Origin of the sequence: Gordonia sp. ABSL11-1, assembly GCF_030315685.1 — a bacterium.
In the GTDB taxonomy this organism is placed as follows: Bacteria; Actinomycetota; Actinomycetes; order Mycobacteriales; family Mycobacteriaceae; genus Gordonia.
On sequence record NZ_JASXSI010000019.1, the window covers coordinates 49,920 to 66,965 of the forward strand.

18 protein-coding genes are annotated in these 17,046 nt (G+C 68.0%); 9 read left to right on the forward strand and 9 right to left on the reverse strand.

Going from position 1 to position 17,046, the window contains the following annotated elements:
- Positions 1-338: 338 nt before the first annotated feature.
- Complete coding sequence (locus QSJ19_RS19470; RefSeq protein ID WP_286322644.1) at positions 339-2,072, forward strand: DEAD/DEAH box helicase; 1,734 nt, start codon at positions 339-341, stop codon at positions 2,070-2,072.
- Between the two features lie 204 nt (positions 2,073-2,276).
- On the opposite strand, the gene QSJ19_RS19475 is transcribed toward QSJ19_RS19470, so the two are convergent.
- Positions 2,277-2,483, reverse strand: a complete 207-nt coding sequence (locus QSJ19_RS19475) for a DUF7455 domain-containing protein (RefSeq protein WP_187582134.1) — start codon at positions 2,481-2,483, stop codon at positions 2,277-2,279.
- Between the two features lie 248 nt (positions 2,484-2,731).
- Positions 2,732-3,691: a sulfite exporter TauE/SafE family protein gene (locus QSJ19_RS19480; RefSeq protein ID WP_286322645.1), complete on the reverse strand. Its 960-nt coding sequence runs from the start codon at positions 3,689-3,691 to the stop codon at positions 2,732-2,734.
- A gap of 256 nt (positions 3,692-3,947) precedes the next feature.
- Between QSJ19_RS19480 and QSJ19_RS19485 the strand changes: the two genes are divergently transcribed.
- Positions 3,948-4,337 (forward strand): DUF952 domain-containing protein, encoded by a 390-nt coding sequence (locus QSJ19_RS19485; protein WP_286322701.1) that lies wholly within the window; start codon positions 3,948-3,950, stop codon positions 4,335-4,337.
- Positions 4,338-4,444: 107 nt separating this feature from the next.
- Here the strand turns inward: QSJ19_RS19485 and QSJ19_RS19490 are convergent, their stop codons facing one another.
- Positions 4,445-5,872, reverse strand: coding sequence for an RNA polymerase sigma factor (locus QSJ19_RS19490; RefSeq protein ID WP_286322646.1), 1,428 nt, complete (start codon positions 5,870-5,872; stop codon positions 4,445-4,447).
- 191 nt (positions 5,873-6,063) lie between these two features.
- Positions 6,064-6,858 (reverse strand): polyphosphate--glucose phosphotransferase, encoded by a 795-nt coding sequence (ppgK, locus tag QSJ19_RS19495; RefSeq protein ID WP_286322647.1) that lies wholly within the window; start codon positions 6,856-6,858, stop codon positions 6,064-6,066.
- A 167-nt stretch (positions 6,859-7,025) separates the two neighbouring features.
- Between ppgK and QSJ19_RS19500 the strand changes: the two genes are divergently transcribed.
- On the forward strand, positions 7,026-7,910 hold the full coding sequence (locus QSJ19_RS19500) for an inositol monophosphatase family protein (RefSeq protein ID WP_286322648.1): 885 nt from the start codon (positions 7,026-7,028) through the stop codon (positions 7,908-7,910).
- 31 nt (positions 7,911-7,941) lie between these two features.
- Here QSJ19_RS19500 and cei read toward each other — a convergent pair whose 3' ends face one another.
- Complete coding sequence (gene cei / locus QSJ19_RS19505; protein WP_286322649.1) at positions 7,942-8,658, reverse strand: envelope integrity protein Cei; 717 nt, start codon at positions 8,656-8,658, stop codon at positions 7,942-7,944.
- Positions 8,659-9,069: 411 nt separating this feature from the next.
- Between cei and QSJ19_RS19510 the strand changes: the two genes are divergently transcribed.
- On the forward strand, positions 9,070-9,369 hold the full coding sequence (locus tag QSJ19_RS19510; RefSeq protein ID WP_187582146.1) for a DUF4193 domain-containing protein: 300 nt from the start codon (positions 9,070-9,072) through the stop codon (positions 9,367-9,369).
- Between the two features lie 111 nt (positions 9,370-9,480).
- Here QSJ19_RS19510 and QSJ19_RS19515 read toward each other — a convergent pair whose 3' ends face one another.
- The gene (locus QSJ19_RS19515; RefSeq protein ID WP_286322650.1) at positions 9,481-10,065 is read right to left on the reverse strand and encodes a DUF3093 domain-containing protein; all 585 of its coding nucleotides are present in this window, start codon (positions 10,063-10,065) and stop codon (positions 9,481-9,483) included.
- 22 nt (positions 10,066-10,087) lie between these two features.
- Between QSJ19_RS19515 and dut the strand changes: the two genes are divergently transcribed.
- Positions 10,088-10,618: a dUTP diphosphatase gene (gene dut / locus QSJ19_RS19520; protein WP_286322651.1), complete on the forward strand. Its 531-nt coding sequence runs from the start codon at positions 10,088-10,090 to the stop codon at positions 10,616-10,618.
- Between the two features lie 44 nt (positions 10,619-10,662).
- Positions 10,663-11,484, forward strand: coding sequence for a DUF3710 domain-containing protein (locus QSJ19_RS19525; RefSeq protein WP_286322652.1), 822 nt, complete (start codon positions 10,663-10,665; stop codon positions 11,482-11,484).
- Between the two features lie 21 nt (positions 11,485-11,505).
- Here the strand turns inward: QSJ19_RS19525 and QSJ19_RS19530 are convergent, their stop codons facing one another.
- Positions 11,506-12,255: an alpha/beta fold hydrolase gene (locus QSJ19_RS19530; protein ID WP_286322653.1), complete on the reverse strand. Its 750-nt coding sequence runs from the start codon at positions 12,253-12,255 to the stop codon at positions 11,506-11,508.
- A 118-nt stretch (positions 12,256-12,373) separates the two neighbouring features.
- On the opposite strand from QSJ19_RS19530, the gene QSJ19_RS19535 reads away from it, so the two are divergent.
- Complete coding sequence (locus tag QSJ19_RS19535; RefSeq protein ID WP_286322654.1) at positions 12,374-12,751, forward strand: OB-fold nucleic acid binding domain-containing protein; 378 nt, start codon at positions 12,374-12,376, stop codon at positions 12,749-12,751.
- Positions 12,732-13,454 (forward strand): DUF3159 domain-containing protein, encoded by a 723-nt coding sequence (locus QSJ19_RS19540; RefSeq protein WP_502876261.1) that lies wholly within the window; start codon positions 12,732-12,734, stop codon positions 13,452-13,454. Before QSJ19_RS19535 ends, QSJ19_RS19540 begins: the two co-directional genes overlap by 20 nt.
- A 28-nt stretch (positions 13,455-13,482) precedes the next feature.
- On the opposite strand, the gene QSJ19_RS19545 is transcribed toward QSJ19_RS19540, so the two are convergent.
- The gene (locus QSJ19_RS19545) at positions 13,483-14,142 is read right to left on the reverse strand and encodes a potassium channel family protein (RefSeq protein WP_286322655.1); all 660 of its coding nucleotides are present in this window, start codon (positions 14,140-14,142) and stop codon (positions 13,483-13,485) included.
- Between the two features lie 24 nt (positions 14,143-14,166).
- Entirely contained in the window at positions 14,167-14,832 is a 666-nt protein-coding gene (locus QSJ19_RS19550; RefSeq protein WP_286322656.1) for a potassium channel family protein, read from the reverse strand.
- A 179-nt stretch (positions 14,833-15,011) separates the two neighbouring features.
- Between QSJ19_RS19550 and QSJ19_RS19555 the strand changes: the two genes are divergently transcribed.
- Positions 15,012-17,024: an APC family permease gene (locus tag QSJ19_RS19555; protein ID WP_286322657.1), complete on the forward strand. Its 2,013-nt coding sequence runs from the start codon at positions 15,012-15,014 to the stop codon at positions 17,022-17,024.
- Positions 17,025-17,046: the final 22 nt, after the last annotated feature.

Consider the following 17,046-nt stretch of genomic DNA (forward strand, 5'->3'; position numbering starts at 1 on the left):
GCACGCCGGTAGCGACCATCGGCCGACGACGTGCCGTCCTCGGTGATCGGTGCTGGGTTCCGCTCACGACTGCTGATGGCTCGATCATCCCTGATCGAGGAAACAAACGGGTGACCGGTCCGGGTGCGGTGCGTCGCCGTGACGAACCCGACCGTCGACCGGTTGGGTCCGTCGGCCCACGTCGCGCGACGGACTGCGCGTCGGGCGCGCTGTCGTCGGCGGCCCCCGGTAGCATGGCGGGCGTCCCCTCGTGTGGTGATCGCATGCCCGAGGGGACGTTTCATGCGCCGGAGCGTGCCGCCCGGAGTGATCGAACTGGTGTCAGGAGCAGTGCAGGAGTGACCTCAGCAGCCGACGACCCGACCATCGCCGACGTCGCCGCCCCGGCGGGCCCGCCACTGCGAGCCTGGCAGCGACGTGCCCTCACGAAGTATCTGACCCGACGGCCGGCCGACTTCCTCGCTGTCGCGACGCCGGGCGCCGGCAAGACCACCTTCGGCCTGCGGGTCGCCAGCGAGTTGCTGGCCGACCGGACGGTGGACCAGGTCGCCGTCGTCACGCCGACGGAACATCTCAAACACCAGTGGGCCGAGGCCGCCGCCCGTGTCGGCATCGCACTGGACTCGCGGTTCAGCAACTCCACCGGCCAGACGAGCGCCGATTACCACGGGGTGGCCCTCACCTATGCACAGGTCGCAGCACATCCCACCCGCCACCGGGTGCGCACCGAGAATCGGCGGACCCTGGTCATCCTGGACGAGATCCACCACGGTGGAGACGCGAAGTCGTGGGGCGAGGCCATCCGCGAGGCCTTCTCCGACGCGACGCGGCGGTTGGCGTTGACGGGTACCCCCTTCCGTTCCGACGATTCGCCGATCCCGTTCGTCACATACGAGCCCGAGGGTGGGGGAGTCCTGCGCTCGAAGGCCGACCACACCTACGGGTACGCCGATGCGCTCGCCGACGGCGTCGTCCGCCCTGTGGTGTTCCTCGCCTACAGCGGGCAGGCGAGCTGGCGGACGAGCGCGGGTGAGGAGTTCACCGCGCGGCTCGGGGAGCCGTTGTCGGCCGAGCACACCGCACGCGCGTGGCGTACGGCGCTCGACCCGCACGGCGACTGGATACCGTCGGTTCTCGAGGCAGCGCACACGCGCCTGAAGCAGCTGAGGGCTGCCGGGGTCCCGGACGCCGGCGGCCTCGTGATCGCCACCGATCAGACGGTGGCCCGTGACTACGCCGAGCTGCTCACCGCGATCAGCGGCCGGAAACCGACCCTCGTGCTGTCCGACGACCCGAAGTCGTCGTCGCGGATCGCGGAGTTCGCCGCATCCGACGACGAGTGGATGGTCGCGGTCCGCATGGTGTCCGAGGGCGTCGACGTCCCGCGACTCGCCGTCGGCGTCTACGCGACGAGTTCGTCGACCCCGCTGTTCTTCGCCCAGGCGATCGGCCGGTTCGTGCGGTCACGCCGGCCCGGGGAGACCGCGAGCGTGTTCCTGCCGTCGGTCCCGGTGCTGCTGAATCTGGCGAGTCAGATGGAGGCCGAGCGTGACCACGTGCTCGGCAAGCCGCACCGGGAGAGCGACGGCCTCGATGACGCGCTGCTCATCGACGCCAACAAGCAGAAGGACGAGCCGGGCGAGGAGGAGAAGGCGTTCCAGTCACTGCACGCCGACGCCGAACTCGACCAGCTGATCTTCGACGGCGCCTCCTATGGCACCGCCACCTTTTCCGGGAGTGAGGAGGAGTCGGAGTACCTGGGTCTGCCGGGTCTGCTCGATGCGAATCAGGTCCGCGAACTCCTCCGCAGGCGGCAGGCCGAACAGGTGGCGGAGCGGTCGGCGGCGGTGACCCCGGCGGTGCCCGCTGAGCCGGCGCGTCCGGCCGGTGAGAACCTGCACGCGCTCCGCAAGGAACTCAACACCCTGGTCGCCATGCATCATCACCGGACCGGGAAGCCGCACGGGATGGTGCACAACGAATTGCGTACCCGGTTGGGTGGGCCGCCGACCGCGATGGCGACCGCCGATCAGCTGCGCGAGCGGATCGCCGCGCTGCGCGAGTGGCGCTGAACGGGTCAGCGGAAGCGACGACGGCGGAAGCGACGACGGCAGAAGCGACGACGGCAGAAGCGACGACGGCAGAAGCGACGACGGCAGAAGCGACGACGGCAGAAGCGACGACGGCAGAAGCGACGACGGCAGAAGCGACGACGGCAGAAGGCCCGACCAGGATGTCCGGTCGGGCCTTCTGCCAGTCGTTGTCGGCGGTGGTGATCAGACCAGCTCGCCCTCGGATTCCACGACGGTGGCCGAGAGCTCCACGAGCTTGGTCTCATGCTCGTTGAAGTGGTGACGGCAGAAGAGAAGTTCTCCGCCGGCAGGCAGCACGGCCCGCACCTTTGCGGCAGCGCCGCAGCGGTCGCAGCGGTCGGCAGCGGTCAGCGGCATGTAGATCGGGGGTGTGGTGGCGGTGTCTGACATGATTCCTCCGTCCCGGTCCGGCGGTCCCGTGCGGTGCCGGTCGCCATTCCCTTCGTGAGCCGACGCATCGGTCTGTGCGTCACCCTCACCCTTTCAGACGTTTGGGGGTTTCGTATTGTTCCGCGGGTCACCCGGGTGTGTCGTCACTCACCCGTAACAACGGCTCTCCTGACGGCAACATCGGCTCACCGAAGTGTTGCGCGTAGTGCGACGCAGATCTCACCTCGGCTCACGACGACGTTGCGAGATCAGCTCGCCGCGACGGCGTCGCCCTCGTCCGAGCGTGCCCCGACCTGCTCCTGCTCCTCGCGTACCCGGGAGACGGCGTCGGAGGACTCGTTCTCACGGTCGCCGAAGTACTGCTGCAGCGAGTAGGCGAAGGCTGCGGCCCACGCGACGATGATGATTCCGTAGATGACGGTCTGCGCCGTCTGCGGGACGTCCACGAGATCGCTGCGGAACAGGCTGCGGGTGTTGGTGAAGATGATCAGGCCGCCGACCGACGATCCCAGGAGTCGCGGCGGGATGTGGCGGACCAGCCATGCGGCGATCGGCGCGGCGATAACACCACCGACGAGGATGGCAGCCACCCATGCGAAGTTAATCCCCTGCGAGCCGAGGCTGAACAGGAAGCCGAGGCTCGCGGCGACGGCGATGATGAACTCACTGGTGTCGATCGACCCGATGACCTTGCGGGGTTCGAGGCGGCCGCTGGCGAGGATGGCAGGTGTGCCCACCGGACCCCAGCCACCGCCGCCGGTGGCGTCGACGAACCCGGCGACGAAGCCGAGCGGCCCGAGGAAGCGCTTGCGCAACGGCTTGCCGAGGTTGTGGCGCGGGATGCCCTGGAAGGTGAAGCGGAGAAGGATGTAGAGCCCGAGGAGCAGCAGGATGATCGCCATGATCGGCGCCGCGGCCTCGGTCGACAGGTTGGACAGGATCGTCGCGCCGAGGAATGCGCCGATGGCGCCCGGAAGGGCGATCCGGCGAACGACCTTCCAATCGACGTTGCCGAACCGCCAGTGGGAGACGCCGGACACGAGTGTGGTGCCGATCTCCGCGAGGTGCACGGTCGCCGACGCCGCGGCCGGGTTGGTGCCGATTGCCAACAACAGGGTCGTGGTGGTGACGCCGTAGGCCATACCGAGGCTGCCGTCCACGAGCTGCGCGGCGAAACCGACGATGGCGATCAGGACAATGGTTCTCATGGTGAGTCGGTGACTTTCGGAGGAAGGGACGAGATGACGGACCGCGAGGCGCGTCGCAGGGGGATCAGGCGATCACGCCGCGACGCACCTGACACAGCATCGACGCCACCCGGAGGAGGTCGACGGTCGGTCGGGTCACCAGCATGCGCAGAATCGTAGGTGGTCGCCGCCGGAAATCCGGCATTCGGGACCGCGAGGGAATCGGTGCGAGCACAACCCTTGACGGGAGGACTGTCGGATGGCAGGACGTGATGGGATGGCCTTCGGCGACGACTCCGACACGGAACCGGACGTGCCCTCGGACGCGATCCTCCTGCACCTGTGCACCGTGACCGAGTGGGACGCCGCCCGAGAATCGGGACGACGGGAACCCGACTCCTTCGCCGACGACGGATTCATCCACCTGTCGGCTCCAAGACAAGTGCACCTCCCGGCCAATCGACTGTTCGCCGGCCGAACGGATCTCGTGCTGCTCGTCATCGATCCCCACCGGCTGAGCGCACCGGTGGTCTGGGAGTCGGGGGTGCCGAGCGATCCCGACGGCATGCGCTTTCCCCACCTGTACGGGACGCTGCCGGTCGACGCTGTCGTCGATGTCCGCCTCTACCCTCCGGGCCCCGACGGCACGTTCGTGCCCATCGCCTGACCTCGAGGTCCGTCGACGGATGACCGGCCGGAATCAGCCTGCGCCGCGAGACGGGCGAGGGGACCATCGCTCGTGCGATGATCCCCTCGTGGGTCGTCTGTCCCCGGTCAGTCGAGGTAGTCGCGCAGCACCTGCGACCGCGACGGGTGACGCAGTTTCGACATCGTCTTCGACTCGATCTGACGGATGCGCTCGCGCGTGACGCCGTACACCTGCCCGATCTCGTCGAGGGTGCGGGGCTGTCCGTCGGTGAGCCCGAACCGCAGCCGTACGACGCCGGCCTCGCGCTCGGAGAGCGTCTCGAGCACCGACTGCAGCTGATCCTGCAGCAGCGTGAAGCTCACCGCGTCGACGGCCACCACGGCCTCGGAGTCCTCGATGAAGTCGCCGAGCTGACTGTCGCCCTCGTCGCCGATGGTCTGATCCAGCGAGATGGGCTCGCGCGCGTACTGCTGGATCTCCAGCACCTTCTCCGGCGTGATGTCCATCTCCTTGGCGAGCTCCTCCGGGGTGGGCTCGCGGCCCAGATCCTGGAGGAGCTCACGCTGGATGCGACCGAGCTTGTTGATGACCTCGACCATGTGCACCGGGATGCGGATGGTGCGGGCCTGGTCGGCCATCGCGCGGGTGATCGCCTGACGAATCCACCAGGTGGCGTACGTGGAGAACTTGTAGCCCTTGGTGTAGTCGAACTTCTCGACCGCGCGGATGAGACCGAGATTGCCCTCCTGGATGAGATCCAGGAACGCCATGCCGCGGCCGGTGTAGCGCTTGGCGAGCGACACCACGAGTCGGAGGTTGGCCTCGAGGAGATGGTTCTTCGCGCGGTTGCCGTCACGCGAGATCCAGTTCAGATCCCGCTTGGAGGCCGTGCTGAGCTTCTCTCCGGAGTCGACGATGCGACGCAGGCGCTCCGTCGCGAACAGGCCGGCCTCGATGCGCTTGGCGAGCTCGACCTCTTCCTCGGCGTTGAGCAGCGCGACCTTGCCGATCTGCTTGAGGTAGGCGCGGACCGAGTCGGCGGACGCGGTGAGTTCGGCGTCCTTGCGAGCCTGACGCAGGGCTTCGGATTCCTCTTCGTCCCAGACGAAGTCGCCGGCGGTCTTGCTGTTCTCCTTCTCCTCGGCTGCCTTCGCGCGAGCCGTCGCCGGCTTCGCGGGGTCGGCTGCCGCCGGAGTGGACTCCGCCTCGGTCTCGTCGTCGCCGTCGTCGGCTTCGTCCTCGTCGTCGTCGACCTCGAGATCGTCGTCGATCTCGACGTCCTCGTCGAGTTCACCGTCGGGCGCGTCGATGTCGTCGATCGAACCGGCGTCGTCCTCGACGTCGTCGGGACTGTCGGCACCGGCCGGCTTGGTGGCCTTCTTCGCACCGCGTTTGGCAGGAGCCTTCTTGGCCGCCTTCTTCGCGGTGGCCTTGCGAGCGGGGGCCTTCTTGGCGACCTTTTTGGCGGCGGGCTTGGCCGGCGCGTTCTCCGTGGCGGTAGTCGCGTCTGTTGAGTCGTCGACGTCGGCCTGTCGGGTCTTGGTGGCTGCCACGTACAACCTTTCGGAACTGACTATCGTGAATCACTCACGGCGGCATGCGCCGACGCGGAGCAGGGCTTGAATTCTCGGTCCGTGATGACCGGTGTGGACCATTGTAACGACATCGCATCTCGTGATGTGGCAAAGCCCAGGTCAGTGGGCTGTCGCACCGTGGAGACGACGTACTCGACGGCCGTCGGTGATCACGTGCGGAGGCCGGCGTCCACGGCCATCGCGGCGCCGACGATACCCGCCGTGTTGAGCAGGGTCGCCGGGACCACCGGTGTCGTGTTCGTCAGATACGGAATCCACTTGTCCGACTTCCTGCTGATCCCGCCGCCGACGATGAACAACGTCGGCCACAGGAGTGCCTCGTAGACCTCGAGGACATCCGACAGCTTGCCGGCCCATTTCTCGTACGACCAGCCCTTGTCCTCCTTCACTTTCGACGACGCGCGGTGCTCGGCTTCCTTGCCGTCGATGACCAGGTGCCCGAGTTCCGTGTTGGGTACGAGGGTGCCGTTGATCAGCAGTGCGGTACCGATGCCGGTGCCGAGGGTGAGCAGCATGATCACGCCGTCGACGCCGGCCCCGCCGCCGAACCGGTCCTCGGCCATACCCGCTGCGTCGGCATCGTTGAGGACCGAGACCGCGCGGCCGCCGAGAGCGTTCCCGAACAGGTTGTAGACCTCGGTGCCGATCCAGCTCTTGTCGATGTTGGCGGCGGTCCGCATCGTGCCGTCGGTGACGACACCGGGGAGCGTGATCCCGACGGGTCCCGCCCAACCGAAGTGATCGACGACCTCGGCCACGCCCCCGGCGACCGAGTCGGGGGTCGCCGGCTGAGGGGTGAGGACCTTGAACCGCTCACCCACGAGCTGACCGGTCTGCAGGTCCACGATCCCGCCCTTGATCCCGGAACCGCCGACATCCACGCCGAAGCCGAGTGTCCTGGCCGACGTGTCCGTGGCGGTGCTCGCTGTCTCGACGTCGGTCATATCGATGTCCTCTCTGGATGAACCCACGGGAACTGCTGTGGTCTAAGGCTATCCAGCCCGCCGCTGCCATGCTGCCGTCGACACGAATCCGACACCTCGATGACGCCGGGAGATCGCCCACCGGTCCCGTGTGGGCGCGGCTTGCGCAGGTGTGTTGACATAGGTGCGTGACGGATGCCGCCGGTTTCGCCGAACTCGAACGTGTCGCGATCGATGTGGCGGAGCGTGCAGCCGACCACGTCCGGATGCGCCGGCCACAACTCTTCGGTACCGACCCGGGACATGATCCCCGGCCCGGCACCCGCGCCGACGGGCCGGCGCCGGTCGCGACGAAGTCGACGCCAACCGATCCGGTGACCCTCGCCGACACCGAGACCGAGCAATTGATCCGACGGGAGTTGCGCGAGCAACGACCGGACGACGAGGTCCTGGGGGAGGAGGCCGGTGGCACGGTCGAGGTTCCGTCGGGGGTGCGCTGGGTCGTCGACCCGATCGACGGCACGGTCAACTTCATGTACGGCATCCCCGCCTACGCCGTCTCCGTCGCGGCACAGGTGGACGGACGATCGGTGGCAGGCGCGGTGGTCGATGTCGCCCGCGCGATCACGTACTCCGCATCGGCGGGCGGTGGTGCCCGGGTCGACACCGGCAACGGCCCCGCCGCATTGTCGTGCAATCCGATCGACCGGCTGGATCTCGCGCTCGTCGCCACCGGGTTCTCCTACGGTGCGGGTCGTCGAAGCGCCCAGGGCGCCATCGTCGCGGATCTGCTGCCCCGGATTCGCGATCTGCGCCGGGTGGGCGCCGCTGCGTTGGACCTGTGCATGGTCGCCAGTGGTGCCGTCGACGCCCATTACGAGCACGGACTGAGTCCCTGGGATTGGGCCGCGGGCGCACTCATCGCCGCCGAGGCGGGGGCCGTTGTCCACACTCCGCCACCGCAATCGCGGTCATCGGACGGGCATGTGACCATCGCCGCCGCGCCGGGGATCGCCGAGGCGTTCGTGCGGCTGCTCGACGACGTCGGGGCCAGACGGGCGATGCCCGATTGAGAGTGCGGCAACGGCGGGCGTTGGCGATCGTTCAGCAGGAGGCGGAGTGCACCGCTGCGACCAGCGCGGGGTCGGCGCCCGTCTGGGGATTCTTCGGGTCGGCTGAGCGCAACGCCTCGAGTGCGGCCTGGGCGTCCTGCGTCTGCTCCCGGCCCTCGTAGTACTCGCCGAGAGCGACGTCGACGGACGTGCCCTGACGGCCGTCGTCGACGAGCTGGGCACAGGGGAGTGCCAGCCACACCGCGGCGGCGCTCGCCTTTCCGGCGGGACCGAATCGGATCTGCCCGTAGCAGGCCAGGTCCTGATTCGGATAGAGCGTGTCGTCGGCGTACGGGGCGTCGGGGACGGGGCTGAATCCTTGCGAGGTGAGATCGTCGGAGACGGACTGGGCGGCCCCGCGCTGCGCCGACGCGTTCAGGACTCGCACCTGGAACGTCGACAGTGCCGCGGGAGCGACCTGCAGCATCTCCTGGCGGTCGACGTCGGTGAGCGTCGGCGGCGCGGTGGACGGCGGTGCGGGTGCACCTGCCGGGGCGAGAGGCGCTGACGCCGACGCGGAGGCAGGAGAAGGTTGATTGCAGGCGGTCGGCACGGCGGCCCCACCGGAACCGCGCAGCGCGACCGCCCATACGATGAGTGCCCCGACGAGCAGGACGACTGCGGCGATGACCGCCGGGATGTACCGGCGACGACGGAATGGGCGACCGCGCGGGTCGACCGGGGTTCCCGCGGTAATCTGCGACACCACCGTGAACTGGCTCCTTCACTCCGTCGGCCTTGCGGCACCACTGTAGAGGGTGTGCCTCCGCCCGGTGCGGAGGCAGGCCGGACACCCCCTGCCGCGGAGACTCGAGGACTGCCTCGACACGCACGGGAATGATCTCCGCGAAGAGATCGTTGACCCAGCCGCATCGGTGCACTAAGCTTCGGGCGCCCGACCTCCTAAGCCAGAGGGGGACGTGCGGAGAGAACGTGATCCGGCTGTGACAAAGATCACGACGATCCGCGGGGTTCTGGGTAACGAATTGCACCGGTCATGACGTTGTAGTGGCGCCGCCGGCAAGACAATCCCGGCGGGCTCAGGCACCTCATGTTTGCTCGGCCACAAGCCGGCATCCGCAGAGCGCCCCTCACACTCTCACACCAGGTAAGGCACACAATGGCTACTGATTACGACGCGCCGCGACGCACGGAGACCGAGGACATCAGCGAGGATTCTCTCGAGGAGCTGAAGGCGCGGCGCAGCGAAGCGCAGTCCTCGGCCGTCGACGTCGACGAGAGTGATACCGCAGAATCGTTCGAACTGCCGGGTGCAGACCTGTCCGGCGAGGAGTTGTCGGTTCGTGTGATCCCCAAGCAGGCCGACGAGTTCACCTGCACCAGCTGTTTTCTCGTCTATCACCGCAGCCGGCTGGCCCGCGAGAACGGTTCGTCGCTGATCTGCGTCGACTGCGCCTGACACCAGGTCCCGGTCCGGCGGCAGCCCCACTGGATCTGTAATTCCAGCCCCTGAACACACGGGCGAACCACAGTGGGTCGAGCGGGGCCGCTGCCGGCCCCGCCGTCGACGTCAGTCGGCGATCCCCGCCTCCGCGGCCGCATCCGGCACGTCGAGCGCCGCGAGCACCGCGGACGGATCCCGTGTCGACACCAGCCAATACGGTGTCGGATCGTCGGGATCGTCGAGCACCAACAGCACCATCGTCTTCACCCACGCCTTGTGGACCAGGAAAGCCGCGGGATCGAGCTGACGACCGAGCGCCGCACTCTTCGCGGTGGCCGGTACCGTTGCGCCGCGGGCGATGACCGAGCGCGGGAGCCGTGCCCGACCCGCCTGTAACTGACCGTCGGCGGTCACCCTCACCGACGGCCGGCCCAGCGACCACAGCATCCACGCGCACAGCAGGCCCACGGCCACATAGCCGGCAATGCTCCACACGGAATCCCGGGCGGACAGCTGGATCTCGTAGCCGACGACACCCGTCACGACTGCGGCGGCCAACCACCACCACAGCGGCACGTACAGCCGTTCGTGGTAGCGGTCTGAACCCGAGTTGTGTTCTGGCGCCGGTCGGTTCCCGTGTCCGGCGGAGGTGCCGGCGTCGTCGCCGGAGGGGCGACCCGTCGGATTCTCGGGTGATGCTGGGGTACTCACGCGACCAGCGTAGTCTTCCCTCGTGGCGCCGAATCCCTCCACCACTTCATCCAGCCGGCCTGATCCGATCGGGCCCGTCGCGGTCCGTCGCCTCGATCCCGGCATACCCCTTCCCACCCGGGCACACCCGGGCGACGCGGGTGTCGATCTGTGTTCGACGATCGACCTCGAATTGGCGCCCGGCCGTCGTCAACTGGTGCCGACGGGTATCGCGATCGCGCTTCCGGTCGGCACGGTCGGCCTCATCCATCCCCGCTCGGGTCTTGCCGCGCGTGCGGGTCTCTCCATCGTCAACACCCCGGGCACCATCGACGCCGGCTACCGCGGCGAGATCAAGGTCTGCCTGATCAATCTCGATTCCGCGGAGACGATCACCATCGGGCGTGGCGACCGGATCGCACAGTTGCTCGTCCAGCGTGTCGAGTTGCCCGACTTCGTCGAGGTCGATGAACTCGACGAGACGAGCCGCGGAGCCGGCGGCTACGGCTCGAGCGGCGGCCACGCGATCCTTGCGGAGGTCGCCCCCGATATCGACGGCGAGACCGGCGCCTGACGGCGTCGTCTGCGCATCCGGACCCGAGGAGTGGACAGAACAAGATGGCACGCGACGACGAGAACGATCTGACGATCGGTTCGGCACAGGGCCCCTATGACATCGAGGCGCTCGCAACGCCGCCGGAGGACCTGGAGAACTCGCACCTGGACCTCGGGTCGGTGCTGGTACCTGTCGTCGAGGGTGGACAGGTGACCGTCGAGATGTCGGCGGAGCACCAGCCGGAGGCCGTCTATCTGGTGACGCCGCACGGACGGATCAGTGTGAGCGCATTCGCCGCACCCAAGTCGCCCGGACTGTGGCGGGAGGTGGTGACCGAGCTCGCCGGATCGCTGCGCGACGAAGGAGCGCAGGTCGCGATCGAGGACGGCCATTGGGGCCGCGAGGTGGTGGCGACCGTTCCGGGTGCCGCCCACCGGTTCGTCGGTGTCGACGGCCCGCGGTGGATGGTGCGCTGCATCGCCAGCGGACCCGACGACTCCGCCGACGAACTCGGTCGCCTCGCACGAGCGGTGCTCGCCGAATCGGTGGTGCGACGGGGCACCGATCCGCACCCGCCGCGGGACGCTCTGCCGATCGTGTTGCCGCCGGTGCTGGCCGAGCAGGTCGCGGCCGCGCAGGAACAGATGCAGGCCGAGCAGTCCGCCGAACAGCCGGAGTCATCGGTGCCGCCGGGCGGGCAGCCGGCGGACGCGCCGGCCGGTGGCGCGATCGACCAACTTGCCTCGGCCACCGTGTACGGCGAGGAGCCAGCATCGCCGTCGGACGACGAGCCGGACCGCGATGTCGACCCCGACCCCGAGGACGAGGCACCGCGCTCGTCGGGATCGGCGATGCAGCGATTCCGGCGTAATCGACGTCAGTGAGCGCCGCCGTCGGGTGAATCGTCAGTCGGGCGGGGGCTTGTGCCCGACGGGCCCGGTGGGTCCGCGCATCGCCGACCACCCGCGTGCACAGGCGAATCCGAGAATCGATGGATCGTTGCCCCAGTCCTCGAGTCCGACCTCGGTCAACGAGGAGCGGGGTGCCGCCGTCGCCCAGTCCCGGCCGACCTGACCGGGGTGTACCGGGTCGTCGACGGCGATGGTGACCGCGATCGGTGCCGTCAATGTGGCGATGTCGTCGAGACCCGGAGCGCGGAACGATGCCGCCTCGGCGAGTTGATCGAGCAGGCGTGGATGCAACGCCCGCCACGAACGCCCGAGTTCGGCGGCCAGCCACGGAGGGCTCGTCGCCGACATCATCGCGATCGTGTGTTCCAACCCGTCGCTCTGCAGTGCCCGTGCGGTCGCGGTCGCGCTCCACGCGGCGGGCGCCGTCGCCGGGTCGCCGGTCCACGCCGGCAGAGCCGCCCACACGCCCCCACACGGATTCTGCAGCGCCCAGGCGAGCGCGATCGCCGCGCCGATCGACACCCCGCCGACGACCGGTGGACCGTACACGTCCGCCAGCTCGTCGAGTCGTCTCAGATGATCGGCGACGAGGCGTTCGGACGGCTCGAGTGCCACGAGTGTGAGACCGGACTCATCGGCCGCGGGACCGAACGCGCGGCGCACGTAATCGGCGTCGGATCCGGTGCCCGGCATGCCGATGAGCAACTGTGGACCCCTCGGATCCGACCCCTCGATGGCGGGCATGTCATGATCATGCCCGACGTTGTACAGAGAGCACGGTCGGGATTACTCTGGCGACTGTAAACAGGGCCGTCAGCTACCGCCCGACGTCTCATCGAGATGAATCACCCAGGAGGGTGTGATGGCTACCACCGGCTATCTCAAGCGGTTGACGCGCCGGCTGACCGAGGACCTCGGTGATGCCGACGCAGAGCAGATCGCCGAGGAATCCCGCGCGACCGGAGCCCAGCGCGCCGCCGAGTGTTGTCGCGGCGACGAGGTCACCATGCACGGCGAGCTGCGGTCGGTGGAGACGTGTTCGCGCAGCGCCAAGGCCGGCGTCAAGGCGGAGTTCTTCGACGGTTCGGACACCGTGTTGCTCAAGTGGCTCGGACGTAACCGCATCCCCGGCATCGAGCCCGGTCGCAAGCTGACCGTGCGCGGTCGGCTCGCCGAACACGAGGGCACCAAGCTGATCTACAACCCCTACTACGAGCTGTATGGCCCGGAAGACGAGTGACATCCCCTCCGACGATCCTGCGGGGTCCTCGGGGGAGGGCGGGTCGTCGCCATCGATCCTCGAACAGATGGGTGGCGTGTCCGGCCTGATCTACTCGACCGTGCCGATCGTCGTCTTCGTGCCGGTCAACGCGATCTGGGGACTGCAGCCGGCCATGATCGCGGCGCTTGTCGTCGCCGCTCTGATCTTCTGCGTGCGACTGGTCCGCCGTGAGCCGCTCAACCCGGCGATCTCCGGACTCATCGGAGTCGCGATCTGTGTGTTCATCGCCCACCGCGTCGGAGACGCGAAAGGGTACTTCCTGTTCGGCATCTGGACCACGCTGGTCTACGCGATCGTGTTCGTCCTGTCGATCCTGGTGCGATGGCCGCTGATCGGTGTCGCCTGGAACCTCATCAGCGGTGAGGGCATGGGCTGGCGTAAACACCGCCGCACGCTGATCGCCTACGACATCGCCACCGCGTTCTGGGCGCTGGTGTTCGCCGCGCGCTACCTCACGCAATCGGAGCTCTACGATCACGGCAGCACCGGGTGGCTGGCCGTCGCGCGGATCGCCATGGGATGGCCGCTCACGGCGCTGGCCGTCCTCGCCACGATCGTCCTGGTCCGACGTGCCACGCGCGACGAGGACCAGCGCGACGGGCAGCCGGACAGGGATGCTGCCCAGGTCGAGTCCGGGTCCCCCGAACAGCCGCTGCGCTGATCCGCGGCGGCGGCCGGGGAGCCGTCCCTCAGCTGAGCTGCATCGCCTCGTGCAGTGCGGGTTCCGCCTCGGCCGGGGCGATGAAGACGAGTTCGTCGCCACCTTCGATCGGGTCGTCGGACTGGGGCACGATCACCCGGCCACCGCGCAGGATCGCGACGAGCGCCGCGTCGCGCGGCAGATCGAGCTTGCGTACCGGCTTGCCCGCGAGCGGAGTGTTGGGCGGCAGGGTGAGTTCCACCAGATTGGCCTGCCCCTGACGAAACGTCATCAGCCGCACCAGATCACCCACGGATACCGCCTCCTCGACGAGGGAGGCGAGGATTCGTGGCGTCGACACGGCGACGTCGACACCCCAGTCCTCGTCGAACAGCCACTCGTTGCGGGGATCGTTCACGCGGGCGACGACCCGATTGACCGCGAACTCGGTCTTCGCCAGCAGGCTGACGACCAGGTTGGCTTTGTCGTCGCCGGTCGCCGCGACCATCACGTCGAACGTCTGCAGTTCGGCCTGCTCGAGATTGCTCAGCTCGCAGGCGTCGGCCTGCACCCACGTCGCCTGGGGGACGGCCTCGGTCTCGATGTGGCCGGTGTTGCGCTCGAAGAGGGTGACCTCGTGCCCGTTGAGCAGCAACTCGCGAGCGATCGACCGTCCGACCGCGCCGGCACCGGCGATGGCGACCTTCATCGTCTTCCTTCCTCCGAACTCGGGTCAGTCCGTACTGGTCCGGGGCGAGCGTGCCGCCGTCCGGGCATCGTCGAGATTGTCGATCAGGATCGCCGCGAAGACCAGATCATCTTGCTGCAGAACGGTTTTGACATCAGGAAGGATCGGTCGTCCGACCCGGTTGAGGAAGGCGATGCGGGCGCCGGTCTGTTCCTGGAACTTGCCGACGGTCACACCGATCCAGGACTCGTCGACATCGAGCTGGGCGATGGCCAGCGAGCCGGACGGGTCGCGCCATTCGGTGGTCGTCGAGGTCTCGCCGAGGGCGGAGACGAATCGCTCTGTCGTCCACGGCACGGTGGCGACGGTGGGGATGCCGAGTCGTTCGTAGACCTCGGCGCGTTTGGCGTCGTAGATCCGGGCGACGACGCGCTCGATCCCGAAGGTCTCGCGGGCCACCCGGGCGGCGATGATGTTCGAGTTGTCGCCCGAGGACACGGCCGCGAACGCGTCGGCCTGCTCGATACCGGCGCGGGTCAGCACCTCGCGGTCGAAGCCCACCCCGATCACCTTGGTACCCCGGAAATCCGGACCCAGACGGACGAAGGCGGAGTGATCGCGGTCGATGATGGCGACCTGGTGGCCGCGCTTCTGCATCGCCATCGCCAGCGCCGACCCCACGCGTCCGCATCCCATGATGACTACCTGCACGTGCACCCTTCCCGAGGCGTGGAGATCCGGCCGGGACGGCCGGCCCGAACGTCTGTGGTCGTCGTCCGCACGCAGCGCGGACGCATCGAACCTACCCGTACGACCCGTCGGGCGGGCGGGATGATCGCCGAAGCGGGCCTCTTATGGCCTTTGTCTACTACACGCTCTAGTGTTGCCTGGTGTCCACCGTGTCCAAGGTGTCCGTCGCGGCCAAAAGGTTGCTGCTCGGTCGCCCGTTCCGTAGCGACAGACTGGGTCACACCTTGTTGCCCAAGCGCATCGCGCTCCCGGTGTTCGCCTCCGATGCCATGTCGTCGGTGGCCTATGCGCCCCAGGAGATCTTCCTCGTCCTGTCGGTTGCCGGACTGAGTGCGCTGGCCTTCACACCGTGGGTGGCGCTCGCCGTGGCGGTCGTGATGGTCGTGGTGGTGGCCAGCTACCGGCAGAACGTCCACGCCTATCCCTCGGGCGGCGGCGACTACGAGGTCGCCACGGTCAACCTGGGCCCCAACGCCGGTCTCACCGTCGGCAGTGCACTGCTCGTCGACTACATCCTCACCGTGGCCGTCTCGATCTCGTCGGCGGCGGAGAACATCGGTTCGGCGATCCCGTTCGTGTCCCAACACAAGGTCTGGTTCTGCGTGGCGGCCATCGTGCTGCTCGCGGCGGTGAACCTGCGCGGCATCAGGGAGTCGGGCTCCGTCCTGGCGATACCCACCTACGCATTCATCATCGGTGTCCTCGCGATGCTGGGATGGGGCTTCATCGAGATCTTCGTCCTCGGCCAGGACATCGAGTCCGAGACCGCCGACTTCACCATCCGTGCCGAGCACGATCACCTCGTCGGGATCGCCTTCGTGTTCCTCATCGCACGGGCCTTCTCCTCCGGCTGTGCGGCCCTGACCGGCGTGGAGGCGATCAGCAACGGCGTACCGGCGTTCCGGAAACCCAAGTCGCGCAACGCCGCCTCGACCCTGTTCATGCTCGGTGCGTTCTCGATCGTGTTGCTGCTGGGCATCGTCCTGCTCGCGCAGCAGATCGGTGCCAAGTACGTGATGAACCCGGCACAGGACCTCATCGGGGCCCCGGAGGGCTATCAGCAGAAGGCGATGATCGCGCAACTGGCCCACGCGGTGTTCGACTCCTTCACGCCCGGCTTCTATTTCGTCGCCACCGCGACCGCACTGATCCTGATGCTCGCCGCGAACACGGCGTTCAACGGATTCCCGGTCCTCGGGTCGGTGCTCGCCCAGGACCGCTATCTGCCCCGGCAGCTGCACACCCGCGGCGACCGCCTGGCGTTCTCCAACGGCATCGTGTTCCTGGCGCTGGTCGCGATCATCTTCGTGGTCGCCTTCGGCGCCGAGGTCACCAAGCTGATCCAGCTCTACATCGTCGGTGTGTTCGTCTCGTTCACGCTGAGTCAGACCGGCATGGTCCGGCACTGGACGCGACACCTGCGGACCGAGACCGACCCGCGGGCGCGCCGGAAGATGATGCAGTCGCGCGTCATCAACGCGATCGGCCTGGTCATGACAGCGACCGTCCTGATCGTGGTGCTCCTCACCAAGTTCACCGCGGGAGCCTGGATCGCGATCCTCGCCATGGTGCTGCTCTTCATCCTGATGAAGCTGATCCACCACCACTACGCGACGGTGCAACGCGAACTCGAGCGGCAGGAGGAGGACGTGGTGCTGCCGAGCCGGACCCACTCGATCGTCCTGGTGTCCACGCTGCACCTCGCGACCAAGCGTGCGGTTCTCTACGCCCGTGCGACCAGACCCGACGTCCTCGAGGCGATCACGGTCAACGTCGACGACCGCGACACCCGCAAGCTCGTCTCGCAATGGGAGGCCAGCGACATCACCGTGCCGCTCAAGGTGATCGCGTCGCCGTACCGCGAGATCACCCGTCCGGTCATCGAGTACGTGCGCCGGGTCCGCCGGGAGTCGCCACGAGACGTCATCACCGTGTTCATCCCCGAATACGTCGTCGGGCACTGGTGGGAACAGATCCTGCACAATCAGTCGGCACTGCGGCTGAAGGGCCGGCTGCTGTTCGAACCGGGCGTCATGGTCACCTCGGTGCCGTGGCAGCTCACCTCGTCCGACCGACTCAAGAACCGAGACCTCGTCTACTCGGCCCCCGGCGACACCCGTCGCGCCCTGGGCGGCGACTCGGAACCCCGGTGACCGCATCCCTGGACCCCGGTGA

Coding starts and splice junctions, on each gene's coding strand:
- QSJ19_RS19475 (WP_187582134.1), bottom strand. CDS start 2,483: ATGTCAGACACCGCCACCACACCCCCGATCTACATGCCGCTGACCGCT.
- QSJ19_RS19480 (WP_286322645.1), bottom strand. CDS start 3,691: ATGAGAACCATTGTCCTGATCGCCATCGTCGGTTTCGCCGCGCAGCTC.
- QSJ19_RS19485 (WP_286322701.1), top strand. CDS start 3,948: ATGGCCTTCGGCGACGACTCCGACACGGAACCGGACGTGCCCTCGGAC.
- ppgK (WP_286322647.1), bottom strand. CDS start 6,858: ATGACCGACGTCGAGACAGCGAGCACCGCCACGGACACGTCGGCCAGG.
- QSJ19_RS19510 (WP_187582146.1), top strand. CDS start 9,070: ATGGCTACTGATTACGACGCGCCGCGACGCACGGAGACCGAGGACATC.
- QSJ19_RS19525 (WP_286322652.1), top strand. CDS start 10,663: ATGGCACGCGACGACGAGAACGATCTGACGATCGGTTCGGCACAGGGC.
- QSJ19_RS19530 (WP_286322653.1), bottom strand. CDS start 12,255: ATGCCCGCCATCGAGGGGTCGGATCCGAGGGGTCCACAGTTGCTCATC.
- QSJ19_RS19535 (WP_286322654.1), top strand. CDS start 12,374: ATGGCTACCACCGGCTATCTCAAGCGGTTGACGCGCCGGCTGACCGAG.
- QSJ19_RS19540 (WP_502876261.1), top strand. CDS start 12,732: ATGGCCCGGAAGACGAGTGACATCCCCTCCGACGATCCTGCGGGGTCC.
- QSJ19_RS19545 (WP_286322655.1), bottom strand. CDS start 14,142: ATGAAGGTCGCCATCGCCGGTGCCGGCGCGGTCGGACGGTCGATCGCT.